Raw genomic sequence first — 25,676 nt, 5'->3', positions numbered from 1 at the left:
ATGCAGCCATCTTCCAACAACAATGACGACGATGACGGCAGCCCGAAGTTCGGACGGTTGCTGATCGTGCTGCTGCTGGCTGTGGCGCTGGTCGGGGTGATCACCTACGCCAGCGAGAGGTATTTGGGGTAGGGTCGGGAAGGAGTGCTGGCCTGCAGGCCAGCACCGCTTTGCCGGGGGACAGCAGGCTCTTCACCGGCCACAGCCTTGCAAGGCTGGGGCGTTCGGCGGGCGCGAAGCGGTGCTTCGCGAAACCCCTGCCTCACCCTACTGCAGCTCCAGGTCCACCCGCTTGTGCTTGCCGCTCTCGCCCGGGAACCCCGTGAACGCGCTCTGCACCAGCAGCGGCATCACAGCCGGCGTCGACTGCTTGCGGCTCGTGTTCTGCACCGTCACGTCGTACAGCTTCTTGCCGCTCCGGTCCGCGATCGACACGTTCAGCTTGCGCTCGTAGTTATGCTGGATCACTTCGCGGTACTCGGTCGGGCCGTACATCCACGGGTCGTAATACGGCCGGAAGCCCCAGTAGCGGTAACGGTAGCGACCCGGGTAGAAGCCGCGGTACGGCCCCCAGTACGGTCCCCAGTACGGTCCCGCCGCCCAGAACGGATCGACGGCCTGGTAATAGCGGGTCGGCCGGTCGATCGTCGAGAAGGCCATGTCGACCCGCAGCTTGGCCTGCTCCGGCGCGCCGGCCTGTGCAAAGCCCAGCTTGGCCAGTTCGTTCGCCACCAGGCCCTGGTAGCTGCGGTATTCCAGCGTGTCCTCGCTCGGTGCGGGCGTGTCGAAGACATACGTCTTGTCCTGCAGTTCCGCCGGCCACTGGTGGAACACCGTGACGTCGCTGCGGATGGTCGTTGCGCACCCGCCCAGCAGCAGCGTGCCTGCCGCGACCAGGATGGCTAAGGATTTCATGATCTGCTCCCAGAAAAAAACATTTCCCACACTCCAGTGTATGTCCGGCGGTTCCGCACCGATCGAATATTACAGAATGTTACGGCCGCTGGATCAACTGAAACGAATCGCCATTCCAGAGCAGCTAAGTTGGTAAAATAACCTTTTGTCCTCATTGAAGGTAACAGCCCCATGAGAACCGACAGCCCGCAGACGATCTTCCGCAAGGATTACACCCCGCCCAGCTACCTCGTCGAAACGGTGGAGCTGGGCTTCGACCTGGACCCCGCGCGCACCATCGTGGCGAACCGCATCACGCTGCGCCACAACCCGGACAGCCCGAGTGCCGGCAAGGGCGGCGCCGACCTGGTGCTGCACGGCGAAGACATCGAGCTGGTCGCCCTGCGCATGAACGGCGTGGCGCTGAACCCCGGCCAGTACATATTGGGGACGAACACGCTGACCATCAAGAAGGCGCCGCTGAACGTGGTGCTGGAGATCGAGACGATCTGCGTGCCGGAAAATAACACGACCCTGTCCGGCCTGTACGTGTCGAACGGCAGCTTCTATACGCAGTGCGAGGCGGAAGGCTTCCGCCGCATCACGTACTTCCCGGACCGCCCGGACGTGATGGCGAAGTACACGGTGATGCTGCGCGCGGATAAGGAAAAGTATCCGGTGCTGCTGTCGAACGGTAACCTGGTCGAAGAGGGTGACCTCGATGACGGGCGCCATTACGCGAAATGGGAAGACCCGTTCAAGAAGCCTTCCTACCTGTTCGCGCTGGTCGCGGCGAAGCTGGTGTGTCAGGAAGAGAAGTTCAAGCTTGCCGACGGCCGCGACGTGCTGCTGCAGGTGTGGGTCGAAGAGGGCAATCTCGACAAGACCGATTACGCGATGCAGTCGCTGAAGAACTCGATACGCTGGGACGAGGAACGCTGGGGCCTGGAGCTGGACCTGGACCGCTTCATGATCGTCGCCGTCGGCGACTTCAACATGGGCGCGATGGAAAACAAGGGCCTGAACATCTTCAACACGAAGTTCGTGCTGGCCAATCCGGCCACCGCCACGGACGTCGACTATGCCGGCATCGAAGCCGTCGTCGGCCACGAGTACTTCCACAACTGGACGGGCAACCGCGTCACGTGCCGCGACTGGTTCCAGCTGTCGCTGAAGGAGGGCCTCACCGTATTCCGCGACCAGGAATTCTCGGCCGACATGATCGGCACCGCGAGCGGCCGCGCGGTCACCCGCATCGACCAGGTGCGCACGCTGCGCCAGGCTCAGTTCCCCGAGGACTCGGGCCCGATGGCGCACCCGGTGCGCCCCGACTCGTTCGTCGAGATCAATAACTTCTACACGGTGACCGTGTACGAGAAGGGCGCCGAAGTGGTGCGCATGTACCAGACCTTGCTGGGCCGCGAGGGCTTCCGCAAAGGGATGGACCTGTACTTCCAGCGCCATGACGGCCAGGCCGTCACGTGCGACGATTTCCGCGCCGCGATGGAATCGGCCAATGGCCGCGACCTGACGCAGTTCGAGCGCTGGTACAGCCAGGCCGGCACGCCCATCTTGACGGCCAAGGGCGAATACGATGCGGACGCGCGGCGCTACGTGCTGACGCTGGCGCAGCGCTGCCCGCCGACGCCGGGCCAGCCGGAGAAGCAGCCGTTCCACATTCCCGTCGCCGTCGGCCTGCTTGGGCCGCTCGGTGCCGACCTGCCGCTGAACCAGGCCGGCGACACGACCGTGGTGCTGGAGTTGACGGAGGCGGAGCAGACCTTCACGTTCGACGGCATCGGTGCCGTGCCGGTGCCGTCGCTGCTGCGCGACTTCTCGGCGCCGGTGATCCTGGAGTACCCTTATTCGGACGAGGACCTGCTGCACCTGTTCCGCCACGACAGCGATCCCGTCAACCGCTGGGAAGCGGGCCAGCGGCTGGCGATGAGCCGCCTGTTGAAGCTGACGGCGGCCGCGCAGCGGGGCGAGGAGCTGGAGCTGGACTACACATTCATCGCGGCGCAGCGCGCGCTGCTGCTGGACGATACGCTCGATGCCGCGTTCCGCGAGCAGGCCCTGATCCTGCCGTCCGAATCGGTGATCGCCGACCAGATGGAAGTGGTGGACCCGCATGCGATCCACACGGCGCGCCAGTTCATGCGCCGCACGATCGCCAGCGTGCTGCGCACCGAGCTGCTGAATGCCTACGCGGCGAACCAGATCACGGGCCCCTACAGCCCGGACGCCGTCTCGGCCGGCAAGCGTGGCCTGAAGAACCTGGCGCTGGCGTACCTGCTGGCCGGGAAGGATGGCCACGCCGTCAACATGGCGCGCCGCCAGTTCGAGGAAGCCACCAACATGACGGACCGCGCGGCCGCGCTGACGGCCCTGATCCACAGCGGCGCCGACGCATCCGAACAGCTGCAGGCGTTCTACGACCAGTTCAAGGGCGAGGCGCTGGTGGTCGACAAGTGGTTCGCGATGCAGGCCAGCGCACCGACGACGGACGTGGCGCATGTGCGCGAGCTGATGGGCCATCCGGCATTCACGCTGAAGACGCCGAACCGCGCGCGCAGCCTGCTGTTCTCGTTCGCCAACGCGAACCCGTCGCAGTTCCATGCCCACGACGGCAGCGGCTACGAGTTCTGGGCCGAGCACGTGATCAAGCTCGACGCGCTGAACCCGCAGGTCGCCAGCCGCTTCGCCCGCAGCATGGACCGCTGGCGCCGTTACCCGCCCGCGCTGCAGGAGCACATGCGCCGCGCGCTCGAGAAAGTGGCCGGCGCAACGAAGCTGTCGAACGACGTGATGGAAGTCGTATCGAAGGCGCTGGCCAACTGAAGGGACCTCGATAAACCTATTGCGCAACGCCAGCCGCTGGTCTGCGGTACTCGCCGTACATCGAGTACGGCTCCGTTCCTCAACCAGGTCTGACGTCGCTCATTACGGTTTCTCGAGGCCCGAGACGACCGTAAGAATTCTATTCAAAACGTAAGGGAATCCATGAAACGTATCAGCCTCACCCAACACCTCGTCGAGGAGCAGCGCCAGCACAACACGATTCCGGCCGAGCTGCGCCTCCTGATCGAGGTGGTCGCTCGCGCGTGCAAGACGATCAGCCATTCGGTCGGCAAGGGCGCCCTCGGCGACGTGCTGGGCGCGCTCGAGACGGAGAACGTGCAGGGCGAAGTCCAGAAGAAGCTCGACGTGATCAGCAACGAGATCCTGCTCGAAGCGAACGAGTGGGGCGGCCACCTGGCCGCGATGGCGTCCGAGGAGATGGAGTCGATCCACCTGATCCCGAACCGCTATCCGAAGGGCGAATACATGCTGGTGTTCGACCCGCTGGACGGCTCGTCGAACATCGACGTCAACGTCTCGATCGGCACGATCTTCTCCGTGCTGAAGGCGCCGGAAGGCATGGCCACGCCAACCGAGCAGGACTTCCTGCAGCCGGGCACGAAGCAGGTCGCCGCCGGCTACGCCGTGTACGGCCCGCAGACGATGCTGGTGCTCACCACCGGCAACGGCGTGAACTGCTTCACGCTGGACCGCGAGATGGGTTCGTGGGTGCTCACGCAGCGCAATATGCAGATCCCCGCGAAGACCAAGGAGTTCGCGATCAACATGTCGAACCAGCGCCACTGGCACCCGCCCGTGCAGCGCTACATCGATGAACTGCTGGCCGGCAGCACGGGCACGCGCGGCACCGACTTCAACATGCGCTGGATCGCGTCGATGGTGGCCGACGTGCACCGCATCCTGAACCGCGGCGGCATCTTCATGTACCCGGCCGACGTGCGCGACCCGAGCAAGCCGGGCAAGCTGCGCCTGATGTACGAGGCGAACCCGATGGCCCTCATCGTCGAACAGGCGGGCGGCATGGCCACCGACGGCAAGCAGCGCATCCTGGACATCGTCCCGACCTCGCTGCACCAGCGCGTGCCCGTGTTCCTGGGCTCGCGCGACGAAGTGGCGGTCGTCACGGGCTACCATCACGAAGGTTGAACGCGGGCCTGAAAAATTTCTTGAAAGAGACCCTAGTCAACCGTAAAAACGGTTGCTATAATGTGGCCTCTTTCGACGCAGCTGTGTTGAAGCAGTAGCGAAAAAGAGAAGGTTAAGCCAAGGTTTAGCCGCTGTAGCTCAGTCGGTAGAGCAGCGCATTCGTAATGCGAAGGTCACCAGTTCGATTCCGGTCAGCGGCACCAGTAGTAGCGAGAAGGGCCACCCAGCAGGGTGGCCCTTTTTGTTTTGGCTGATTGATTTCCCCCGCGTCGTCATTGTGCAGCCCGCACACACGGGCCGGCTCAATCTGATCGAACTGATCGTCGGTATCATCATGCTGACATCCTCGCGACCTCGGTTGCTTTGGGCGGCCGTACTGCCCGGCGTCGGCCGACCGCCGCTTTCCGCTTCTTCCCGACCCTGCTGTATTTCCGCGCTCCGCGAGGCATCGCATTCACTCCTGCCGTAAAACCCGGGCGCTTGCAACGCCTGTGCCGGCAATAATCAGCGCATTGATTGTATCGATGAGTGTGTTTTTTTACTCATCTTTTGTGGATATTATTTTATTCACTTGAATGGAGTTTTAATCATGTGCTATCGGCTGGGCCGGATTATTTTTGCCTTCTTTTTCTTCTCTTTTGAATTGCAAGCTGCGGGAGCTACGGCAAATAACTCCTGGATCGATAGCCAGACAGGCCGGCACGTTATTCGGATTTCGAATGAGGCGTTTGCGACGCTGCCTTATTTCACGGCGAATATTTTCACACCGGACGGGGGCTCGATGGTCTATGTTTCCGGCCGCGGTCTGCACCTCGCCAGCCTTGAAACCTTCAGGACGAGCCTGTTGGTGCCTGTCCGGAACGACGAGTTGCACTGCATCGAAGTGGGCCGCGTCACGGGCCGGGTCTTTTACCTGAGCAAGTCGCCGGGCGGCAGCGAGGTCGCGTTGCGATCGGTCGATCCCCGCAGCGGGGCCGTCGTCCTCCACGCCAGATTGCCCGGGCATTACCGCATAGAGAGCATCAACGCGGATGAAACGCTTGCCGCGGGCATTCGCGAGGAACCGGATCCGCAGCGTAAGCCACCATCGCCGAACGCGACCAAAGGCGAACTGCTGTACGAGCGGGTCAACGCAAAGATCCCGATGGCGCTATTCACTGTGGACCTGAAGAGCGGGGCGGTGCGAGTCATCCACGAATCCACCGACTGGCTTTCCCATCCGCAGTTCTCGCCGGCCGATCCGGAGATGCTGATGTACTCGCACGAAGGGCCGTGGCATCAGGTAGATCGGATCTGGACGATACGGGCGGATGGCAGCGGCAGGCGGCTCGTCCACCATCGAACGGCACCGATGGAGATCGCTGGTCACGAGTTCTGGAGTGCGAATGGCCGCGCCATTCATTACGACTGGCAGCGCCCGAAAGCGGAGTCGTTCTACCTCGCGTCCTTTCGGCTCGCCGAGAGCAGCCGCGATGCAGTAGTGTTGACCCGCCAGCAATGGTCGATCCACTTCAACGCTTCCACCGACCCAGCCCTGTTCGTAGGGGACGGCGCAGACAAGGATCAGGTAGCGCGTTCCGCATCCAGTGCCGGCATCTTCCTGTACCGCCTCCGGGCCGGCGATACGCAGATATTCACGGAAAAACTCGTCGACCTGAGCGCGCACGACTATCGGCTGGAGCCCAATGCCCGGCTCACACCGGATCGGCAATGGGCGGTATTTCGTTCGAACTTGTTCGGCATCCCGGCCGTTTTTGCGGTACGGGTCGACAAAAAAATTCCGGAAGGTATTGCGGTGAGGTCGACCGCGACTTTTGCCAGGGAAATGCAGGCGGAAAGGAGGAAAATTCTGATGATGGAGTGATTATCAGGGATGTTCTCATTAACTTACCGAGGGTAGAAATGATAAAAATATGGAGACACGGTTGTGCGCCAGTGCTCGGCGCCGTCCTGTTTGTGGTTGCGAATGTGGCACATGCGGGGCGAATGGACGAAAGCAGTCCTGCTCAGCCTTATGTGGCCGCTAACTATGGATTTGAAACGCTTCAGTGGGACAAGGGGCAGTACGTGAATCTCTGCGACAACCGCAGGGGGCGTTGCCAGAGCGTGAAGATGCCGAAAACGCTGGGTAAGGTCGAGCGCGTGGTCGCCGGGCCGCTGGTTTCGTCTGTACGGACGAGCTGGCTCGCGATGACGAAATTCGACACCTATGTCTGCGCTGCACTGAAGAGCCGGACGACGGTGGCGTGCGCGAAGGTCGAGCAGGCGGCAATGCCGGCCGACGAAGCCGAAGTCGCGTTCGACGTCACCCCGGAAAACCGTGCGCGTATCGCGTTGAAGTCACCGCGCTCGACGTTGAACGGCGACGTCCTCTCCAAGCAGGGCGCCGCTTTCAGCCGGGCCGTGTGGAAATCCGCGTTCGTGTTGCAGGGCGAGGTCGACCAGGCGGTGGCAGGCATGTCCACGTTCGCCAGCTCGATTGCCATCTGCGACAAAGACCCGCGCTACCCGGGCCCGCCGCCACAGCCCGACTGCGACCTGGTGGAGGAAGGCAACGAGTACATCTGGTCCTGCCCGATACCCGGTACCCCACCGCCCGTCGATCCGCCGCCAATGCCGGACCCGGTCGACCCGCCATGCATGTAACGCGCATGTGGCGAATTCACTCCACTTCCCGACATGGAACGAACATGACACGAACAATGATATGGAACGCCCTGCTGGCGGGCGCGCTTGCACTGCCCGGTGCCGGCGCCCTTGCGGCGGCGAGCGATGAGAAGCAGCAGATCGAAGTCGACGACAAGGACAGGCTGCGAGCCCAACAGGGCATGTCGCGCAAGCTGGCACTGCAAAAGCTGAAGCCAGCCGAGCTGGACGGTGTGAAGAGCTACCGCGTCGTGCGCCAGCCCGAAGGTCCAGGGCTCGACAAGCCGGAGCAGTTGCGGCAGGTCGTGGCCCATATGGCATGCGTCGCAGCCGTGTTTGGACTCGTCGAGCTGGAGGATGCGAAGTCGTTTGTTGGCAAGGACGATGTCGGCATATTCACCAAGTACCGCTTCCGCATCCTCGACGACTGGCGCGCACGGAGCCAGACGAACGGCCGCAAGGTCTTCCTGGTGATGCATGGCGGCGAGGCCGTGCACAACGGCGAACGCTACCGGGCTGAAAACCCTGCGGCGCACTACCGCAAGGGAGAGCAGTACGTGCTGATCGCCGGCACGGTGGACGACGAACAGCGCACTATCCACGACACGCCGCCATTCCTCGAAGTGAGCGAAGGGATTGTTCATCCGGGGCCGGGTTGGACACCCTTTGCCCCCGGCACTGCGCTGGCGCAGGCAAAGGCACAGGTAGCCGATGCCGTCGATCGGGAGGGCTGCAAATGAGCCGCGCCCACTTCTTCAAGGTCCGCAAGACCGTACTGGCTCTGGCCCTTGGGATCGCCACACTCAGCGCGACCGTGTCCGCGCTGACGCCCGGATGCGACGACATCAAGAGGAATATCCAGCCCCGTATCCGGCCCAATTCGACCGTCGACATCGTGTTCGATCCTTCTCGCACCGCGCCGCCGGAATTCGTTGAGGGCATGCGGGCCGCCATCGCGGAGCTGTCACAGAAGATCGACGGCATCACGCTGCGCCTCATGCCAGCCGAGGATGACGCCACGGTTTCGATCATCGTCAACGTCCAGGGCAATCATCCGAAGAACCTCGGCGATTATGCCGGCATCGGGACGACGGGCAACTGGCTGGCGACCGGCGTACTGAACATCTACAAGGACCAGAGCGCCTGTGGCGGCCTGTGCCTGGATCCGGGTAATCAGCAAGAGTACAGAGAGGCCATCAAATGGGTTTTCATGCACGAGCTGTTGCATGCGCTCGGCGCCGACCATTCCAGCAAAGCGAACATCATGTACGACTATTTTGTCGGTGTGAACAACCGCGGCAATCGCAATCCCGACCTGCCTTGTGTTTTACCGAAGGTTCAGTCGCTGCTCGGTGGCGGCTCCACTCCGGTACCTGATCCAGGTACCTGCAGTTGAATCCGTGCGGCCGGGGCCACCCGGCTGTCGTGCGCACTCGCCATCGGACACGGCACCCGAACGTATGGCCTCCCGATGGCGGCGCATCGCCTACCGTTCCGCCGGCATGGCCGCCCGATTCCGTTGAGGTGCATCGTCGCGGCGGACGAAACGTCCCCGTTCGAATCGCGAAAGGCCTCTCGTGGCCCCCTACAAACACCCGCACGCAGGGTCTTTCGATGTGGCGCCTACGAAACAACCCATCGTCCCAAGCGTCCACCTCATCGAAGAAATATGGTGGCAGGTGGAGATGATTGCGTATAATCAACTGAAATTAATAACATCCAATTAGTGCCAGGATGGGCAGATGATGTCCGGTCTTGCCGCGACGCGGTATCCAAACAATCGAGCGTATCACCCTGTCAGTCCATCTTTCGCCATGACCGCACATCTCTCCCGCATCACGCGCACCCAGTCCGGCTTCACGCTGATCGAACTGATTGTCGTCATCGTCATCCTGGGCATCCTGGCCGCGACCGCGCTGCCGCGGTTTGCCGACTTGGGCAGCGATGCGCGCAGGGCTACCGTCCGCGCGGCGAGCGGGGCGCTGGCGACGACCAGCGCGACGGCACACGGCAAGGCCCTGGTGGCCGGCTCGTTGACCGCGGACGTGGATATGGACGGCACCACCGTGGCGATGGTCAACGGCTATCCGTCATCCGCTGCCACCACCGCCACCGCGGCCGGCTTGAGTTCCGATGACTGGACCATCACCGTCAACGGCCGCGACCTGCACGTCTCGCCAAACGGGGCGCCGAACGCGGCAAACTGCAGGGCGACTTATTCCGAAGCGGTGTCCAACGCCGGCGTCCTGACGCCCGCAGCGGTGGCGGTTGTGGATACCGGCTGCTGACCGGCCCGACCTTACCGCCCCGACCTGAGCGGCCCTGGGCGCAACAGCAGGCCGGCATTTTTTCTTGACGTACTCGGTAATTCGATCGACGGCTCCAGCCGCTGTTGATCGGGACGCAGGCCGCTGGTTGCACGCGCAGCAGGCGACGGCCTGTGCCGAAGACGCCTGCCGCTCGACGCAATAAAAGCCCAGCTTTCGGACGCCATCGCCCGCACGGCTGCGACTGCCAGCCCGGGCTGAAAGCCGTCCCCCACCATGCTCGAAGATTAAGGTTGCTCAACGACAACCCTTGTGATCGGCACGACCATATTCCCGCCACCCTTACGGAAAAAACATGCCATTTCGCTACAAATAGCGACCCTTCCGTGACTTTTGGTGAGATAAATAAACAGTAGATACCATTACAATACCCGCTGTTTGCCCGGCTACCGGGCTCATCAGTCAGGAGAAGACGTGTCACCCCCCGTCAACGACGCGGCGTTCGCGATCTGCAGGTTGTCGGCGGAATTCACCGACAAGACGGTCGAGGCGCATTTCAGCCATCACATCCTGCCGCGCACCAAGGCGCAGCTGCGCACCGCATTGCTGTTCTGCGCCGCGTTCTACCTGGTGTTCTGGGTCACGGACGTGCTCGCGCTCGGCCTGGGGACGGTCGCCTGGCTGCTGTTCGCGTGCCGGCTCGCCGTCGGCGTCGTCGCGGTGGCCAGCTGCGTCACGAACCACCTGCATCCGCACTCGGTGGGGCGGGTTTATCTGACCGCCAGCCTGACGGAGATCGTCGGCCTGCTGGCGTTCGCGCCCGTCGTGCTGGCGCGGCCGGCCGAGCTGCCGTGGCATGCGATGGCGATGTCGATCATGGTGCTCGTCGTCTACCTGTACATTCCGAACCGGCTGATCTACTCGATGGCGATCGCGATCGTGTCGACGATCGTGTTCATCGTCGTTGCCGTGCTGCTGAACCGGCTCGCGGCCGAGGAGGTGCTGTCGATGATCATGCTGCTGGCGCTGGCCAATGGCTTCGGCTGCATCGCGGCGCGGCGCTACCACATGATCCGGCGCGAGGAGTTCCGGGTGCAGTCGGTGCTGAAGAACCTGTCCGAGCGCGACCCGCTGACGGGCTGCCACAACCGCCGATACCTGCAACAGGAACTGCTGAACATGGAGCTGTCGCGCGCGCGCCGCTTCCGCCTCAGCCTCGCCGTCGTCGCCTGCGACATCGATCACTTCAAGGCCGTCAACGACACGTATGGCCATGCGGCCGGCGACCAGGTGCTGGTCGCGTTCGCGTCTCTGCTGCGCGGCATGATGCGCGAGAACGTGGACAGCCTGATCCGCTTCGGCGGCGAAGAGTTCCTGATCGTGCTGCCGGAAACGGACCTGGCCGGTGCCACGCACCTGGCAGAACGCATGCGCGCGGCGCTGGCGGTGGCCACCACGCAGATCGCGACGGGCCATCCGGTGGCCGTCACCGCCAGCTTCGGCGTCACGTCCGTGAACTTCGCCCACGTCACCGCGCGCTTCCCGCAGGAGGCGCTGATCGAGCTGGCCGACCAGTTGCTGTACGCGGCGAAGAATGCCGGCCGCAACGCCGTGAAGGCGCTGGAGTTCCAGGGGCGCCCGCCCCTGCAGCTCGCTCGCAAGGCCGGCACTCACGGCTGATGGTCATTCGTACGCCGCTGTAACGCGGCATCGTGCTACCTTAGCGACCAACTATCGCAGCTTCAACAAGGGCTACATACGCCCGTGAAGGAGGTGTCCGCATTGGATCGCGCAATCGAGAACATCGGCAGCACCGCGGCGCGGCCACTGCGCGCCGCCGTCACCGCCGTGCTTGCGCTGTGCGCCGCGCAGGTGCCGCCGCTTGTCCATGCGCAGGCGCAGGCCGATCGCATCCCAGACACGATGGAAGAGCGCGTGCGTGCCTGCATCGGCTGCCATGGCGTGCAGGGCCGCGGTGTCGAGAACGTCTACTTCCCCCGCCTGGCCGGCAAGCCCGCCGGTTACCTGTACAACCAGCTCGTCGCGTTCCGTGACGGGCGGCGCAAGTACCTGCCGATGAACTACATGCTGGCCTACCTGCCCGAACCCTACCTGATGCGGATGGCCCAGTACTTCGCCCAGCAAGACCCGCCGCCATTGCAGCAACCGGCCGTCAACCGTCCGGCGCAGCAGCTGATGGATGGGCGCCGCATCGTCACCGAAGGCATCCCGGCCCGCAAGATCCCCGCCTGCGCCAGCTGCCATGGCGCGGGCCTGAACGGGCGCGAGCCTGGCATTCCGGGCCTACTGGGCCTGCGCGCCGATTATGTCAGCGCGCAGCTTGGCGCGTGGCGCTACGGCGTGCGTACGGCGGTGGCACCGGACTGCATGCAGGTGATCGCGTCGAGCCTGACGGAGCCCGAGGTCGCGGCCGTCGCCGCGTGGCTCGCATCGCTGCCCGTCGATCCAGGCGTGCGGCCTGCGAAACCGGGCGGTCCCCATCTGCCGATGGCCTGCGGCAGCCAGGAAGCGAGGAGGTGACCATGCGCCTGCGTCTGTCCCATCTCGCCTTCCTTGTGCCGCCGGCCGCGCTGTTGGCCGCGCTGCTGGCCGTGCCCAACGCGCTGCCGCAGGGTGTGCGCGCACCGGCGCCGTCGGCAGCGCTGATCGAACGCGGGAAGTATCTCGCGCAAGCGGGCGACTGCATCGCCTGCCACACGGTGCCCGGTGCGAAGATCTTCTCCGGCAACCGGCCGATGCCGACGCCGTTCGGCACGCTGTACTCGCCAAACATCACGCCGGATCCGGAAACGGGCATCGGCCGCTGGAGCGCGGACGAGTTCTACAACATGATGCACACGGGCCGCGGCCGCGACGGCAAGCTGCTGTACCCCGCGATGCCGTTTGCCAGCTACACGAAGGTCACGCGTGCCGATTGCGATGCGATCTTCGCCTACCTGCGGTCGGTGCCGCCGGTGCGCCAGCCTTCGCGCGAACACGACCTGCGCTTCCCGTACAACAACCGCGCGCTGCTGATCGGCTGGCGCACGCTGTACTTCGAGGAAGGCGAGTACCGGCCGGACCGTTCCAGATCGGTCGAGTGGAACCGTGGCGCCTACCTGGTCCAGGGGCTGGGACACTGCGCGATGTGCCATACGCCGATCAACGCGCTGGGCGGCTCGTCGGACGAGCAGGCGTTCCGCGGCGGCCTGATCCCGATGCAGAACTGGTATGCGCCATCGCTCACGTCCAATGCGGAAGCGGGCCTCGGCAACTGGGACATCAAGGACATCATGGACCTGCTGCAGACGGGCGTGTCGCACCGCGGCACCGTGTATGGACCGATGGCCGAGGTGACCTACAACAGCCTGCAGTACATGTCCGACGAAGACATCCGCGCGATGGCGGTCTACCTGAAGACGCTGCCGGGCGACCAGCCGGCGGCGCCCGCGGCCGGCAACGCGCCGCTGCGCGCGGACGCGAACCAGATGTTCGCGGAAGGCCGCCGCGTCTACGCGGACAAATGCGCCACGTGCCACGGCGAGCAGGGCCGCGGCAAGCTGCCGCACTATCCGCCGCTGGCGAACAACCAGTCGATCACGATGACGTCGGCGGTGAACCCCGTGCGGATGGTGCTGAACGGCGGCTACCCGCCCGGCACACGCAAGAACCCGATGCCGTACGGGATGCCGCCGTTCGCGCACGAGCTGTCCGATGCGCAGATCGCCGCCGTCGTCACCTACATCCGCAACGCGTGGGGCAACCGCGCCGGTGCGGTCGGCACGCGCGACGTCAACACGCTGCGTTCCGCCACCCTGGAATAGGAGAGAGCATGTTCGCCGAACCGCAAGAGACCCCGGACCAGCAGCAGCGCGTCGAGGCGATCGTCGCGCGCGGGCCCACCGGCGCGTTCGCCGTGGCCGGCACGGCGGTCGCGATCGTGCTGGCGATCTGGCTGGCGTTCTACCTGTTCGTGTTCCTCGCGCGGGGAGGGGCGTAAGCGATGGCCGCCGCGAACCAAGGGGCGCACGATGCCCACGCCACCGCCGCGCGCGCGGAAGCGCGCTGGGCGTGGATCGTCGGCGCGATCATCCTGTTCCTGACGGGGATGGTGGCGTACATGAGCATCCACTGGGCATTGATGCCGCCGACGCGGATGGAGACGATCGACCCCGCCACGCTGCACCTGTCCGGCGAGTTCGTCGAGTCGAACCTGGGTACGGCGCGCGAGGCGGACGGCTCGGTCACGGTGCGGCTGCTGGCCAGCCAGTATGCGTTCACGCCGCAATGTCTGCTGGTGCCGAAGGATACGCCGGTGCGCATCCGTGCCACCAGTTCCGATGTCGTGCACGGCTTCTCGGTCGCGCACACCAACGTCAACATGATGCTGGCGCCGGGCTACATCTCGAACTTCGCTACCCGTTTCAAGGACAGCGGCGAATTCCTGATGCCGTGCCACGAGTTCTGCGGCATCGGCCACGCGGCGATGTGGGCGCGCGTGAAGGTGGTCGAGCAGAACGAGTTCGCGCGGGCGATGGCCGCCAATGGGAGGGCAAGCTGTGTTGCGCGCTGAGAGCACGGGTGACATGGGGGCCGGCATGGGCACCGGGATGGGTACGGATACGCGCCGCCTCGTGCTGGCGCATTTCTGGATCGCGTTCGTCGCGTTCTTCGTTGCACTGCTGCTGGGCGAGTGGCAGATGTACATCCGGAGCCCGTTGCGCGACTGGATCGGCAATCCGGAGCTGTACTACCGCTCCGTCACCGCGCACGGTTCCGCGATGGGCTATGTGTTCCCGACGCTCGTGGCGATGGGCTTCGGCTATGCGATCGTCGAGCTGGCGCTGAAACAATCGCTGATCGGCAAGCGCTGGGCCTGGACGGGCTTCGGCCTGGTCGTCGTCGGCACGATCACCGCGATGATCCCCGTGTCGATGGGCCTTGCGTCGGTGCTGTACACGTTCTATCCGCCATTGATCGGCAACGCGTTCTACTACATCGGCGTGGTGCTCGTCGTGGTCGGCTCGTGGATCTGGGTTGCGCTGATGTCGGTGAACCTGCATGCGTGGCGCAAGGCTCATCCAGGGCAGACGGTGCCGCTCGCGATGTTCGCCAACACGGCCGGCGCCTATCTGTGGGCGTGGACGTCGCTGGGCGCCGCCATCGAGATCCTGTTCCTCATCATGCCGGTGGCGCTGGGTTTCAAGAGCACGATCGATGCGGGCCTCGCGCGCGTGTTCTTTTCGTGGACGCTGCATGCGATCGTCTACTTCTGGCTGATGCCGGCGTATATCGCGTTCTACACGCTGGTGCCGCGCGCGATCGGCGGGCGGTTGTACAGCGACACGATGGCGCGCCTGTCATTCATCCTGTTCCTCGTGTTCTCGATGCCGATCGGGATCCACCACCTGTTCCAGGACCCGCAGGTGGGCTCGGGCGTGAAGTTCCTGCATGCCGTGTTCACGGGGCTTGTCTCGGTACCGACCTTGCTGACGATCTTCACGATCACCGCGTCCGTCGAGATCGCGGGGCGGCTGCGCGGCGGCACGGGTGCCGTCGGCTGGGTCAAGCGGCTGCCGTGGCATAACCCGATGATGCTGGCGGTGGCGTTCTCGTTCATCCTGCTGGGCTTTGGCGGCGCCGGTGGCCTGATCAACATGAGCTACCAGCTGGACTTCGCCGTCCACAACACGCAATGGATCACGGGGCACTTCCACCTGATCTTCGGCGGCGCGATCGTGATCATGTATTTCGCCGTCGCCTATGACCTGTGGCCGCACCTGACGGGGCGCGAGTTGAAGAACGGCCGCGCGATGCGCTGGCAGCTGTGGCTGTGGTTCGTCGGCATGATCGTGCTGACGTTCCCGTGGCACGTGACGGGCATCCTCGGCATGCCGCGCCGGATGGCCTATTTCGACTACGGCCATCCGGACATCGCGCCGCAAGCGATCACCGTCATCATGACGTTCATCGGCGGCCTGCTGCTGGTGGCCTCCGGCGTGCTGTTCCTGCTGGTGCTGGCGCGCGGCCACCGCAGCACGCTCGTCACGCTGCCAGAATTCACGTTCAGCCAGACGGTGCACACCGAGCGCACGCCGGCCGCGCTGAACGGCTATGCGATCTGGCTGGCGCTGATGATCGGCCTGTCGATCGTCAACTACGGCTATCCGATCAGCCAGCTGATGGCGCTGCCGCAGACGTCCGTGCCGGCCGTGCCGATCGGGAGCCAGCCATGAGCGACGTGAAGACGTTCTCGCTGAAGAATCCGTGGTTCACGCGCAGCGTGCTGGCGCTGGTCGGCATCGCGCTGGTGGCCGCGCTGATCGGCTTCGTGTGGGTGCCGCGCTCGCACGCGCGGGATACGATGCTGTCGCTGTGGGAATCGATCTGCCGGGCCGCCGGCGTACCGGGCGCGTACTTCAGCCCCGGGCTGGGCGAAACGGGCAAGGGCCCCAGCGAAGTGATCGTGATGGCGCAGATGATGGCGCCGGCCGACAACGCATCGATCGGCCGCGGCGCCACGTTGGCGATGCGCTGCACGATGTGCCACGGCGCGCGCGGCATGAGCCCGGCCGGGACGCCGCACCTGGCGGGGCAGGTGGCCGCGGCGACCTACAAGCAGCTGCGCGACTACAAGTCGGGGCACCGGCAAAGCGCGATCATGCGTCCGCTGGTGGAAGAGCTGTCGGACCAGGACATGCGCGACCTCGCCGCGTATTACGCCTACCTGCCGCGCGAACGGCTGTCCGACCCGGTGGACCAGGCCACGCCGCGCCTGGTGCGCAACGGCGACCCGGTGCGCAACGTGGGCGCCTGCGCGTCGTGCCACACGATCGAGGTGAAAAAGCCCGCGTCGCCATGGCTGGACGGCCTGCCCGAATCCTACCTGCGCCAGCAACTGCTGGCATTCCGCGAAGGCAGCCGGCACAACGACGTCAATTCGCAGATGCGCAACGCAGTGCGCAACCTCAGCGACGAGGAAGTAGCGGCGCTGGCGCGGTATTACGCGAGCCGCTGAACCGTCGCCAATACTGCCGAGTTCGTGTCCCTTGGTGCCAGGCACCAGGGGACACAAGCTGAGGCATAAATGTCCCTTCGTGCCAGGCACCAGGGGACACAAGCTGAGCCATAGATGTCCCTTCGTGCCTGGCACCAGGGGACACGAGCCCAGCCATAAAAGGCATGCGTCACGGCTCAGCCCGTGTCCGAAAACGGGGTTGACCCCAAGGTGGACACGGGCTGAGGTGTAGTACGGGTCTCTCAGTAGCTTGTGATTGCGCTCGGCTGCCCGGCCTTGAACGTGAAGATCGTGACCGGCGACGATTTCATGTCGCCCTTCGTATCGAACGCGTAGGTGCCGGCAACGCCCTGGTACGAGCCGCTGGAAATGGCACCGCTGACCTTCGCCGGGTCGACGGAGTTCGCCTGCTGCATCGCGTTGGCGAACAGGTTGACGGCGTCGTAGTACGAGGCCGCGTAGACGTCCGGTTCGGCCAAGAAGCGCTTCTTGAATTTCGCCTTGAACGCGGGGCCGCTGGCGGCCTTGTCGAGCAGGGCGCCGCCCTGCGAGCACAGCACGTTGGCGCCGACGGCGTCGCCGCCCAGCTTGCCCATCTCGGACGTGCAGATCGTGTCGCCGCCCAGCAGCTTCGCCTTGATGCCCAGCTGGCGCATCTGCCGCGCCATCGGGCCGCCCTGCGGCGCGTAGCCGCCGAAGAAGATCGCTTCGACGTTCTTCGAACGCAGCTTGGTCAGGATGGACGTGAAGTCGACCGCCTTGTCCGTCGTGTATTCATGGCCCGCGACCGTCATGCCGGAAGCGCGCGCCTGCTTCTTGAATTCCTCGGCGAGGCCCTGGCCGAACGCGGTGCGGTCGTCGATCACGGCCACCGTCTTCACCTTCAGTTCCTTGGCCGCGTACAGCGCCATCTTCGAACCCAGCTGCGTATCGCTGGCGTTCACGCGGAACAGGTTCTTGTAGCCTTGCTGCGTGAGCTTCGGGTTCGACGCGACGCTGGCCACGACGACGCCGGCGTTCGCATACACGCGCGAGGCGGGAATCGCCACGCCAGAGTTGTACGGCCCGACGACGTAGCGGATGCCGGAATCGGCCAGCTTCTGCGCGACGTTGACGCCCGCCTTCGGATCGCCCTGGTCGTCTTCCGACACCAGTTCGAACTTCACCTTCTTGCCGCCGACCGTGATCGGCTTCGCGTTCAGCTCTTCGATCGCCAGCCGGGCGCCGTTTTCGTTGTCCTTGCCGGAGAACGCCTGGGCGCCGGACAGCGGGCCGCTGTGGCCGATCCTCACCACCGTGTCCTGGGCCAGGGGGGTGCCTGCGAGGCCCGCCAGCGCCAGGGCCAGCGCCAGGCGTGTGTACTGCATCGGCTTGTACTTCATCGTGTCTCCCGTCGTCATTGTCGAGTTGCGTGAATTATCCACGTTCTCGCGACGGGGGCAAGCAAAAGCCTCACACCTGCGGCGCGTTGCCCGTACGCGTGACCGGCCGCACCGGCGGATTGATTTCGTTGCGCACCGGCGCCGGGGCACCCGGACCGCCGCCACCGGCGATGCCGCCCGCCAGCCGCTGCGCGGCGATCGCCGCCGCAACGGACGGATCGGCCGCATTCGGCGGCGCCGCGTTGTTCGCACTGGCGGCCGCACCCGCGGGCGCGGTTCCCGGAGCGGTTCCAGGCGTCGTCCCGGCCGGCGTACCCGTCGCGGTGGCGCCCGCCGCCGTCGGCGTGCCGCCCGCCGTGATGCCGGTGGCGGGATTGGCCGGGGTGGACAGCGAAGCCTGTGCCATTGCCGCCGCATCGGCCGCTGCCTGGGCCCGCGCAGCCGCATCCACCGTGGTCGTGGCAGCCGCGCTGGCGGCGATTTGTGCATCGGCCGCCGCGCCGGCCGCCGCCTGTTCGTTCGCCATGCCGGTACGTGCTGTCGCGCCGGCCGCCGTGCCCGCCCCGGCAGCGGCTGCCGCCTGCTGGGCACGCAGCGCGATGCGTTGCTGCTGCAGGATGTCCTCGGCGCGTGCCGCGCCCTGGTCGCGCAGTGTGCGCAGCGCATCCTGCTGGCGTTCCGTTTCCGCCACCGCCGCTTGCGCGACGGCCTGGCGCGCGGCATCCACCTGCTGCTGGGCGTCGAGCCGGGCCTGGGCCAGGCGGCGGTCCAGCAGCGCATCCTCCTGCGACGCGACACTTTCCCCAGCGGCGGCCCGGCGTGCGGCCAGCAACCGGTCCTGGGCCAGGCGTTCGGCCTGCGTCAGCGTCTGCTGCTGGGCGGCCGTGCGGCGCGCATCGTCGAGCCGGTCCGCCAGCCGTTGGGCGGCCGCGTCCTCCTCGCGCGTGCTGGTCAGCTGGCGCGTCGCCGCGGCGCGCGCTTCCTGCAGGCGCTGATCCTGCGTCGCCGTCTCATCCTGCGCGGCCAGCGCCGCGTTGGCGGCCTGGCGTGTCAGGTCGAGGCGGCTGGCGGCCTGGCGTTCCTGCTGCGTCAGCGCGGCCTGATTCGCTGCGATCTGCCGCTCGGCCAGCAATTGCGCATCGATGCGGGCCTGCTCGTCGCGCTGCGCCTGCAGTAGTCGATCGGCGGCCAGCCGGTCGTCCAGCGCCGTCTGCCGGCGCCGCGCCTCGGCATTCGCGGCAACGGCCGCGCGGTCCTCGGCCAGCCGTTCCGCGGCAAGCTGCCGCGCCAGCGCGGCGGCATTCGCCTGTTCCGGCGACGCGGCCGGTGAGGGCGCCGCGGGCACCGGATTGGCCTGTGCTTCGCCGGTGGCACCGCTGACGCGTTGCGCGGTCGGCTGCACGGTGCGGTCGTCGTCGCGCGCCGGGCCCAACGCGCCGGTGGCGCTGTTGCGGGCCTGCGCTGCCGTCAGCTCGGCGGCCTGGTTGTTTAGGAACGCGGCGGGTGTGCCGGAGCCGGCGGCCAGCGGTGCTTCGGGGCGCTGGCCGGCATCGTCGCCGGTTTGGTTGGGCGGGTTTGGCTGATTCGACTGGACAGTGCTGGTGTCGCGCAATGCATTCTGCAATGCCGCATCGCTGACCGCGGGAGGCGGCAGGTTGGGCGCATTCGCCGGCGCCTGCGCGGGAATCTCCTGCTGTTGCGCGAGGGCGCTGCCTGCTTCCCCGAAGGTGCCGGCGGCGCGCGCCAGCGTGTCCAGCGTGCCCTGGCGATCGGCCTGGAACGCGGCGAGCAGGCGGCCGCTGTCGACGGCCAGCATCTCGCCGTCGTCGCCCAACAGGGATGGCGCGAGGTCGATGCCGATGCGCGCCAGGTCGGCGCGCTGGCCGTCGAAGGCCTGCGTCAGCTGGCCGGCCAGTGCCCGCGCCGGCAATGGCTCGCCGGAGGGCGGCGCCAGCGTATCGACGGCGCGGCCCACGTTAAACGCTTCGACGAGTTCCCCGGCAGCGGTGCCCAGCTCGTCGAGCTCGGCGGCGGGATCGCGCCCGCCGGCCGCGGCGGCCAGTTCGCCCAGCCGTTTCTGCGACAGCGCGAGCGTGCCCATGAACTGGCCAAGCGAGGACACGTCGACGTCGGAACTCGGCGGCGCGCTGGACCGCACCGCGGCGGCATCGGCGGCATTGCCGGTGCCGTACACCTGGGCCATGCCGGAAGCCTCGGTGACAGATGAGAGAGGAAACATGACGCACCCCCATGCGAAAGGGCCAGCATGCCACAAAGCGCCGGAAGGCGGCGTGCCGGACCGCACCGGCACCTCTGTTAGGTGACGCACTGTCACGCGGCAAGGATCGGCCTATCGTTGTCCCTGCAACCACCAACCAGAGGATACCGATCATGGACAACGACAAATCGAACATCAACGCGACCGGCAGCGTAACGCCGATCGGCAACGGTACTCGCGGCGACAGTGCCGACAAGGTGCAGGCAGCCGCCGCCAGCGCGCACGGCGCCGTCGACCGCATCGCCGACAAGGTGCCGGCCGCCACCGAGAAGGTGCAGGGCACCGTCGACAAGCTGGCCGAGCAGGTGCCGGCCGCCACCGAGAAGGTGCAGGGCACCGTCGACAAGCTGGCCGAGCAGGTGCCGGCCGCCACCGACCGCCTGGTCGGCAAGGCGCACGACACCGTGGACCGCATGTCCGGCAAGGCCACCGAAGTGACCGAGCGCCTGAGCCAGAAGGCCGCGGACCTGAACGTGGCCTACAGCCGCCTGGCCGAAACGGGCCGCAGCTATGTGCGCAACAGCCCGGGCGTTTCCGTGCTGGTGGCGATGGCCGCCGGCTTCGCCGTGTCGAAGCTGCTCAGCTCCCGCCGTCACTGATCGTTCATCGATGGCCAGCCGCCCGCCCACCCCTGGCGGGCGGCGCGCCCGGTCGCGCATCGCGGATGTGCGGCCGGGTTTGTTGCGCTGGTCCGCTGCAATGCTGTTCGCCCACCGATGCATTCCGTCCTGCCGCGCCATCCCGCTTCCGGTGGAGCCGGCACCCGCCCTGAAGCAGGGGAGCTGCGCGATCCCGCCGAATCGAACCCAACGATCGGCCTGCCCGGTGCTATGCTCGTACTGTCGCCCTAGGTCTACCATCGCATGGATGTCTACGCCCCGCAAACCTGGAAGCCCCATGAACGGCCCACGTTGCCGGGCTCGCCCTCGACCCCGCTGCATTCGACGCCGCGGCGCATCGCCTATCTCGTCGTCGGCTTCATCGTCGCGCTGACGGGGGGCCTGGGCAACGCGCTCGTCACCGTCAACCTGCTGTATGCGCAGGGATCGCTCGGCGTGTTCCAGTCCGAAATCCAATGGCTGCCGGCCGCGTACGTGATGACGAACGTGTCGGCCAACCTGCTGCTGGTGAAGTTCCGCCAGCAGTTCGGGCTGCGCCTGTTCACCGAACTGTTCCTCGTGCTGTATGCGCTGGCCACGCTGGCCCACCTGTTCGTGCACGGCCTCGCGTCGGCGATCCTCGTGCGCGCGGCCAGCGGCATCTCGGGCGCGGCGCTGACGGTGCTGGGCCTGTACTACACGCTGCAGGGATTCCCGGCCCAGCACCGGCTGAAGGGCGTCGTGCTTGGCGTCGGCTTTGCCCAGCTGGCGCTGCCGATCGCCCGGCTGTTCTCGACGGAGCTGCTGGAAATCGCCGAGTGGCGCGGCCTGTACTCGTTCGAACTGGGCATGTGCCTGCTGTCGCTGGGCTGCGTGCTGCTGTTGAAACTGCCGCCGGGCGACCGTATCCGCGCATTCGAGAAGCTGGACTTCGCCACGTTCGCGCTGTTCGCGCCCGGCGTCGCGCTGCTGTGCGCCGTGCTGGGCCTGGGCCGTACCGTGTGGTGGTTCGAGGCGCCATGGCTGGGCTGGTGCCTGGCCGGCTCGATCGTGCTCGTGACGGCCGCCGTGACGATCGAGCACAATCGCGCCAATCCGCTGTTGAACATCCGCTGGCTGACGACGGCCAACATGCTGCGTCTCGCGCTGTCCGTGCTGCTGATCCGCATCGTGCAATCCGAAGCCACCGGCACGGTCGGCTTCCTGCAGGTGCTCGGGCTGCAGAACGACCAGATGCGCGGGCTGTGGCTCGTCACGCTCGTCGCCAGCATCGCCGGCATGGTAGCCAGCGCGCTGACGATCTCGCCCAGCCGCATCCAGCCTTCGCTGATGTTCGCGCTGCTGCTGATGGCCATCGGCGCGTGGATGGATTCGCATGCGACGAACCTGACGCGGCCGGCGCAGATGTACGTCAGCCAGGCGCTGCTCGCGTTTTCCGGCGTGTTCTTCATCGGCCCCGTGTTCGTGTCCGGCTTCGGCGCGATCATCGCGCAGCCGAAAAACCTGATCAGCTTTTCGCTGATGTTCTCGATGACGCAGAACCTGGGCGGCCTGCTGGGTTCCGCGCTGGTGGGCACGGTGCAGGTGCTGCGCGAAAAATACCATTCCAGCCAGCTGGTCGAGCACCTGACCCTGGTGGACCCGCAGGTGGCCGCGCGCATCCAGGGCAGCGGGGCTGCCCTGGGCGGCACGCTCGCCGACCCCGCGCTGCGCAGCGCGCAAGGCGTCGCCTCGCTGGGCGCGGCCGCCACGCGCGAGGCGAACGTCCTCGCCTACAACGACGTGTTCCTCCTGATTAGCATCGTGGCGTGGGCCACGCTGGCGTGGATGGTGCTGCATTACCTGTGGCAGCTGTGCACCGTCTGCCGCCCGGCCGCCGCCGGCCAGAACGCGCAGACGGGCATGGCGCGCGTCTCCCTCAACAACTCCGGATCGCAATGAGCGCAAACGATACTTCCGTTCCTCCACCCGCCCCGGCCGCGCCACCCGCCGCGGCCGCACACGCGCCCGCTCCCGGCCAGCCGGACCAGCCGCACCAATGGCTGGCGATCGCCGGCTTCGCGCTGGTCGCACTGATCGGCGTGCTGGTCGTGCTGTACGCGTGGCGGCTGCCGCCGTTCACGACCCCCGTCGTGACGACCGAGAACGCGCTGGTGCGCGGCCAGGTGACGGTGATCGGCACCCAGCTGTCCGGCTATGTGACGGACGTGCACGTGCAGGACTTCCAGTTCGTGAAGAAGGGCGACCTGCTGGTCGAGATCGACCGCCGCATCTACGAGCAGCGCTACGAACAGGCCGAGGCCCAGCTGGCGGCGCAGAAGGCGGCGCTGGCGAACTGGGAGCAGTCGAAGCGGAGCGCCGCCGCGACGATCGCGCTGCAGCAGGCCGCGCTGGCCAATGCCCGCGCGCAGGCCGAGCGCGCCAACGCCGACCTGGCGCGCGTCGAGCAGCTGGTGGGCGATGGCTCGCTGTCGCAGCGCGAACGCGATGCCCAGCGTGCCGCGCGGGCGCAGGCCATGGCCGCCGTCGCGCAGGCGCAAGCGAATGTCGAGATCGCGCGGCAGCAGTCGCAGTCAGTGACGGTCAACCGCGCGTCGCTGGAAGCGGCCGTCGCGAACGCGCAAGCGGCGCTGAAGGCTGCGCGGGTGGACCTGGACAACACGCGCATCGTCGCGCCGTCCGACGGCCAGCTGGGCCAGGTCGGCGTGCGCCGCGGCGCCTTCGTCAACTCGGGCGCGCAACTGATGGGCCTCGTGCCGCAGCAGATGTGGGTCATCGCGAACCTGAAGGAAACGCAGATGAGCGGCGTGCGCGTGGGCCAGGGCGTCACGTTCAAGGTGGATGCGCTGGACGGCGCCCAGCTGACGGGCCAGGTCGAACGGATCTCGCCGGCGACGGGTTCCGAATTCTCCGTGCTGCCGGCCGATAACGCGACCGGCAACTACGTCAAGATCGCCCAGCGCATTCCCGTGCGCATCCGCATCGACCCGGGCCAGAAGCTGGCCGACCGGCTGCGGCCCGGCATGTCCGTCATCGTCAGCATCGACACGTCGGCGCACCTGAACGGCGGGGAGGCGCGGCGATGAGGCTGGGCAGCATCGTGCCCGTCTTGCTGGCGACCTTAGTGGCGACCTTGGTGGCGTCATTATTGGCCGGCTGCGCGGCCCGCGTGGCGCAGCCGCCGGCAGCGACGCTGCAGGTGCCGGCGCAGTGGCGCGCGCCGCTGCCGGAAGGCGCCGCCGCCGCGCTGCCGGTCGACACGGCATGGTGGGAGTCGTTCGGCGACCCGGCGCTGACGGCGTTGGTGACTGCCGCGCTGGCGCACAACGGCGACCTGCGCGTGGCCCGCGAACGGGTCGAGGACTTCCGCGCCCGCGTGCGTGCCGCCGCGGCGGGCCAGCGGCCCACGCTGTCGGTCGATGCGTCGCCCACGCGCGCCCGCACGCTGTCGGCCGTCACGGGCAAGCCCTACGACACCAACGTGTTCCAGGCCGAGTTCCAGGCCGCGTACGAGCTGGACGTGTGGGGGCGCCTGGCCAATACCACGGAGGCCGCGGCTGCCACATTGCGCGGCGAGCAGGCCAACCTGGACGCGGTGGCGCTGTCGATCGCCGCGAACGTGGCCACCGGCTACCTGAACCTGCGCGGCCTGGACGCCCAGCTGGAGCTGGCGCGCGCCACCTTGCAGTTGCGCGAACGCTCGCGCGACCTGGCGCGCCGGCAGTTCGAAGTGGGCTACAGCTCGCGGCTCGAATGGTTGCAGGCGCAGGCCGAGTACGACGCGGCGGCCGAACAGATCCCGCAACTGGAACGGCAGGTCTTCGAGCAGGAGAACGCGCTGGCGCTGCTGACGGGCGGCACGCCCGGCCCGATCGCGCGCGGCAAGCCGCTGGCGGAACTGGTGCCGCCGACCGTGCCGGCCGGCCTGCCGTCGGACCTGCTGCGGCGCCGGCCGGACATCGCCCGCGCCGAGCAGGCCGCCGTGGCGGCCAATGCGCAGCTCGCGGCCACCCGCGACCAGCTGCTTCCGACCTTCCGCCTGACGGCCGGCGGCGGCATCCAGTCCAGCGACTTCTCCGACTTCCTGCATTCGCCGGCACTGCTGTGGCGGATCTCCGCCGCGCTGGTGGCACCCGTGTTCGACGGCGGCCGGGTGCAGGCCGCGACCGATTCGGCCGCCGCGCAGCGCAACCAGGCGCTGATCGCGTACGAGAACACGGTGCGGCAGGCATTCGCGGAAACGGAAAACGGCCTCGATGCGATCACCCGGCTGCGCGAGCAGGCGGTGCAGAACGATGCGCGGCGGGCGACCGCGGCCGAAACGCTGCGCATCGCCCACAACCGCTACGCGAACGGTTATGCCGCTTACCTGGAGGAGCTGGACGCGCAGCGCAACCTGTACGCGGCCGACGTGGCGCGGCTGCAGTTGCGCTCACGCTTGCTGACGGCGGCCGTCGACCTGTACCGGGCGATGGGAGGAGGGTGGAGCGCATCCGCCGGCGCAAGGCGGTAATCCCTCCGTCTTGAGATCCGGTCATCGTAGTCGCCCGGGTACCGGCCTTGCAAGCTGTGCGGCCCGTGGTC

At 66.6% G+C, this 25,676-nt stretch carries 22 protein-coding genes and 1 tRNA gene; 20 read left to right on the top strand and 3 right to left on the bottom strand.

The features are described 5' to 3' along the window. The gene (locus IP92_RS30635; RefSeq protein WP_260070782.1) at positions 1 to 132 is read left to right on the top strand and encodes a hypothetical protein; all 132 of its coding nucleotides are present in this window, start codon (positions 1 to 3) and stop codon (positions 130 to 132) included. Positions 133 to 267: 135 nt separating this feature from the next. On the opposite strand, the gene IP92_RS08800 is transcribed toward IP92_RS30635, so the two are convergent. After that, positions 268 to 915 carry a DUF4136 domain-containing protein gene (locus IP92_RS08800; protein WP_145874185.1) on the bottom strand — a complete coding sequence of 216 codons (648 nt, stop codon included), beginning with the start codon at positions 913 to 915 and terminating at the stop codon, positions 268 to 270. A gap of 171 nt (positions 916 to 1,086) precedes the next feature. On the opposite strand from IP92_RS08800, the gene pepN reads away from it, so the two are divergent. The 15 genes from pepN to IP92_RS08730 all read left to right on the top strand — a co-directional run bounded on the left by pepN (position 1,087) and on the right by IP92_RS08730 (position 16,833). Further along, entirely contained in the window at positions 1,087 to 3,735 is a 2,649-nt protein-coding gene (gene pepN, locus IP92_RS08795) for an aminopeptidase N (RefSeq protein WP_145874184.1), read from the top strand. A gap of 162 nt (positions 3,736 to 3,897) precedes the next feature. Beyond that, the gene (locus IP92_RS08790; RefSeq protein WP_145874183.1) at positions 3,898 to 4,902 is read left to right on the top strand and encodes a class 1 fructose-bisphosphatase; all 1,005 of its coding nucleotides are present in this window, start codon (positions 3,898 to 3,900) and stop codon (positions 4,900 to 4,902) included. A 127-nt stretch (positions 4,903 to 5,029) separates the two neighbouring features. Next, a tRNA-Thr gene (locus IP92_RS08785) sits at positions 5,030 to 5,105 on the top strand. Positions 5,106 to 5,491: 386 nt separating this feature from the next. Next, entirely contained in the window at positions 5,492 to 6,766 is a 1,275-nt protein-coding gene (locus IP92_RS08780) for an oligogalacturonate lyase family protein (protein ID WP_145874182.1), read from the top strand. 122 nt (positions 6,767 to 6,888) lie between these two features. After that, positions 6,889 to 7,548, top strand: coding sequence for a hypothetical protein (locus tag IP92_RS08775; protein ID WP_145874181.1), 660 nt, complete (start codon positions 6,889 to 6,891; stop codon positions 7,546 to 7,548). A 56-nt stretch (positions 7,549 to 7,604) separates the two neighbouring features. Then, a complete protein-coding gene (locus tag IP92_RS08770; protein ID WP_145874180.1) occupies positions 7,605 to 8,288 on the top strand; it encodes a hypothetical protein in 684 nt (227 codons plus the stop codon). Next, complete coding sequence (locus IP92_RS08765; protein WP_145874179.1) at positions 8,285 to 8,944, top strand: zinc metalloprotease; 660 nt, start codon at positions 8,285 to 8,287, stop codon at positions 8,942 to 8,944. The genes IP92_RS08770 and IP92_RS08765 overlap by 4 nt, the downstream gene beginning before the upstream one ends. A 418-nt stretch (positions 8,945 to 9,362) precedes the next feature. Then, the gene (locus IP92_RS30700; protein ID WP_145874178.1) at positions 9,363 to 9,836 is read left to right on the top strand and encodes a type II secretion system protein; all 474 of its coding nucleotides are present in this window, start codon (positions 9,363 to 9,365) and stop codon (positions 9,834 to 9,836) included. A gap of 453 nt (positions 9,837 to 10,289) precedes the next feature. Further along, positions 10,290 to 11,495, top strand: a complete 1,206-nt coding sequence (locus tag IP92_RS08755; RefSeq protein ID WP_229418696.1) for a GGDEF domain-containing protein — start codon at positions 10,290 to 10,292, stop codon at positions 11,493 to 11,495. Between the two features lie 102 nt (positions 11,496 to 11,597). Continuing rightward, positions 11,598 to 12,356: a c-type cytochrome gene (locus IP92_RS08750; RefSeq protein ID WP_503826279.1), complete on the top strand. Its 759-nt coding sequence runs from the start codon at positions 11,598 to 11,600 to the stop codon at positions 12,354 to 12,356. 2 nt (positions 12,357 to 12,358) lie between these two features. Continuing rightward, positions 12,359 to 13,639 (top strand): c-type cytochrome, encoded by a 1,281-nt coding sequence (locus IP92_RS08745; protein ID WP_145874177.1) that lies wholly within the window; start codon positions 12,359 to 12,361, stop codon positions 13,637 to 13,639. An 8-nt stretch (positions 13,640 to 13,647) separates the two neighbouring features. Further along, complete coding sequence (locus IP92_RS30145) at positions 13,648 to 13,815, top strand: hypothetical protein (RefSeq protein WP_199271932.1); 168 nt, start codon at positions 13,648 to 13,650, stop codon at positions 13,813 to 13,815. A 3-nt stretch (positions 13,816 to 13,818) separates the two neighbouring features. Then, positions 13,819 to 14,388, top strand: a complete 570-nt coding sequence (locus tag IP92_RS08740) for a cupredoxin domain-containing protein (protein WP_145874176.1) — start codon at positions 13,819 to 13,821, stop codon at positions 14,386 to 14,388. Positions 14,389 to 14,413: 25 nt separating this feature from the next. Beyond that, complete coding sequence (locus IP92_RS08735; RefSeq protein ID WP_229418695.1) at positions 14,414 to 16,051, top strand: cbb3-type cytochrome c oxidase subunit I; 1,638 nt, start codon at positions 14,414 to 14,416, stop codon at positions 16,049 to 16,051. Then, a complete protein-coding gene (locus IP92_RS08730; RefSeq protein ID WP_145874175.1) occupies positions 16,048 to 16,833 on the top strand; it encodes a c-type cytochrome in 786 nt (261 codons plus the stop codon). Before IP92_RS08735 ends, IP92_RS08730 begins: the two co-directional genes overlap by 4 nt. Positions 16,834 to 17,075: 242 nt before the next feature. On the opposite strand, the gene IP92_RS08725 is transcribed toward IP92_RS08730, so the two are convergent. Both IP92_RS08725 and IP92_RS08720 read right to left on the bottom strand, forming a co-directional pair. After that, the gene (locus tag IP92_RS08725) at positions 17,076 to 18,215 is read right to left on the bottom strand and encodes a branched-chain amino acid ABC transporter substrate-binding protein (RefSeq protein ID WP_229418694.1); all 1,140 of its coding nucleotides are present in this window, start codon (positions 18,213 to 18,215) and stop codon (positions 17,076 to 17,078) included. Positions 18,216 to 18,285: 70 nt separating this feature from the next. Beyond that, positions 18,286 to 20,454: a coiled-coil domain-containing protein gene (locus tag IP92_RS08720; RefSeq protein WP_145874174.1), complete on the bottom strand. Its 2,169-nt coding sequence runs from the start codon at positions 20,452 to 20,454 to the stop codon at positions 18,286 to 18,288. 152 nt (positions 20,455 to 20,606) lie between these two features. Between IP92_RS08720 and IP92_RS08715 the strand changes: the two genes are divergently transcribed. The 4 genes from IP92_RS08715 to IP92_RS08700 all read left to right on the top strand — a co-directional run bounded on the left by IP92_RS08715 (position 20,607) and on the right by IP92_RS08700 (position 25,605). Beyond that, positions 20,607 to 21,092 carry a hypothetical protein gene (locus IP92_RS08715; protein ID WP_145874173.1) on the top strand — a complete coding sequence of 162 codons (486 nt, stop codon included), beginning with the start codon at positions 20,607 to 20,609 and terminating at the stop codon, positions 21,090 to 21,092. A 264-nt stretch (positions 21,093 to 21,356) separates the two neighbouring features. Beyond that, positions 21,357 to 23,033 carry an MFS transporter gene (locus IP92_RS08710; RefSeq protein WP_145874172.1) on the top strand — a complete coding sequence of 559 codons (1,677 nt, stop codon included), beginning with the start codon at positions 21,357 to 21,359 and terminating at the stop codon, positions 23,031 to 23,033. After that, the gene (locus IP92_RS08705; protein ID WP_145874171.1) at positions 23,030 to 24,178 is read left to right on the top strand and encodes an HlyD family secretion protein; all 1,149 of its coding nucleotides are present in this window, start codon (positions 23,030 to 23,032) and stop codon (positions 24,176 to 24,178) included. The genes IP92_RS08710 and IP92_RS08705 overlap by 4 nt, the downstream gene beginning before the upstream one ends. Next, a complete protein-coding gene (locus IP92_RS08700; protein ID WP_145874170.1) occupies positions 24,175 to 25,605 on the top strand; it encodes an efflux transporter outer membrane subunit in 1,431 nt (476 codons plus the stop codon). The genes IP92_RS08705 and IP92_RS08700 overlap by 4 nt, the downstream gene beginning before the upstream one ends. Positions 25,606 to 25,676: the final 71 nt, after the last annotated feature.

Source organism: Pseudoduganella flava (assembly GCF_007830495.1).
Lineage (GTDB): Bacteria > Pseudomonadota > Gammaproteobacteria > Burkholderiales > Burkholderiaceae_D > Rugamonas > Rugamonas flava.
Note: the sequence above shows the minus strand (reverse complement) of the source record. Positions and strands in the feature narration are given on the sequence as shown.

Coding starts and splice junctions, on each gene's coding strand:
- IP92_RS08735 (WP_229418695.1), top strand. CDS start 14,414: ATGGGCACCGGGATGGGTACGGATACGCGCCGCCTCGTGCTGGCGCAT.
- IP92_RS08780 (WP_145874182.1), top strand. CDS start 5,492: ATGTGCTATCGGCTGGGCCGGATTATTTTTGCCTTCTTTTTCTTCTCT.
- IP92_RS08705 (WP_145874171.1), top strand. CDS start 23,030: ATGAGCGCAAACGATACTTCCGTTCCTCCACCCGCCCCGGCCGCGCCA.
- IP92_RS08775 (WP_145874181.1), top strand. CDS start 6,889: ATGGACGAAAGCAGTCCTGCTCAGCCTTATGTGGCCGCTAACTATGGA.
- IP92_RS08770 (WP_145874180.1), top strand. CDS start 7,605: ATGATATGGAACGCCCTGCTGGCGGGCGCGCTTGCACTGCCCGGTGCC.
- IP92_RS08790 (WP_145874183.1), top strand. CDS start 3,898: ATGAAACGTATCAGCCTCACCCAACACCTCGTCGAGGAGCAGCGCCAG.
- IP92_RS30145 (WP_199271932.1), top strand. CDS start 13,648: ATGTTCGCCGAACCGCAAGAGACCCCGGACCAGCAGCAGCGCGTCGAG.
- IP92_RS08765 (WP_145874179.1), top strand. CDS start 8,285: ATGAGCCGCGCCCACTTCTTCAAGGTCCGCAAGACCGTACTGGCTCTG.
- IP92_RS08720 (WP_145874174.1), bottom strand. CDS start 20,454: ATGTTTCCTCTCTCATCTGTCACCGAGGCTTCCGGCATGGCCCAGGTG.
- IP92_RS08800 (WP_145874185.1), bottom strand. CDS start 915: ATGAAATCCTTAGCCATCCTGGTCGCGGCAGGCACGCTGCTGCTGGGC.
- pepN (WP_145874184.1), top strand. CDS start 1,087: ATGAGAACCGACAGCCCGCAGACGATCTTCCGCAAGGATTACACCCCG.
- IP92_RS08715 (WP_145874173.1), top strand. CDS start 20,607: ATGGACAACGACAAATCGAACATCAACGCGACCGGCAGCGTAACGCCG.
- IP92_RS08700 (WP_145874170.1), top strand. CDS start 24,175: ATGAGGCTGGGCAGCATCGTGCCCGTCTTGCTGGCGACCTTAGTGGCG.
- IP92_RS30700 (WP_145874178.1), top strand. CDS start 9,363: ATGACCGCACATCTCTCCCGCATCACGCGCACCCAGTCCGGCTTCACG.
- IP92_RS08745 (WP_145874177.1), top strand. CDS start 12,359: ATGCGCCTGCGTCTGTCCCATCTCGCCTTCCTTGTGCCGCCGGCCGCG.
- IP92_RS08725 (WP_229418694.1), bottom strand. CDS start 18,215: ATGAAGTACAAGCCGATGCAGTACACACGCCTGGCGCTGGCCCTGGCG.
- IP92_RS30635 (WP_260070782.1), top strand. CDS start 1: ATGCAGCCATCTTCCAACAACAATGACGACGATGACGGCAGCCCGAAG.
- IP92_RS08730 (WP_145874175.1), top strand. CDS start 16,048: ATGAGCGACGTGAAGACGTTCTCGCTGAAGAATCCGTGGTTCACGCGC.
- IP92_RS08710 (WP_145874172.1), top strand. CDS start 21,357: ATGGATGTCTACGCCCCGCAAACCTGGAAGCCCCATGAACGGCCCACG.
- IP92_RS08740 (WP_145874176.1), top strand. CDS start 13,819: ATGGCCGCCGCGAACCAAGGGGCGCACGATGCCCACGCCACCGCCGCG.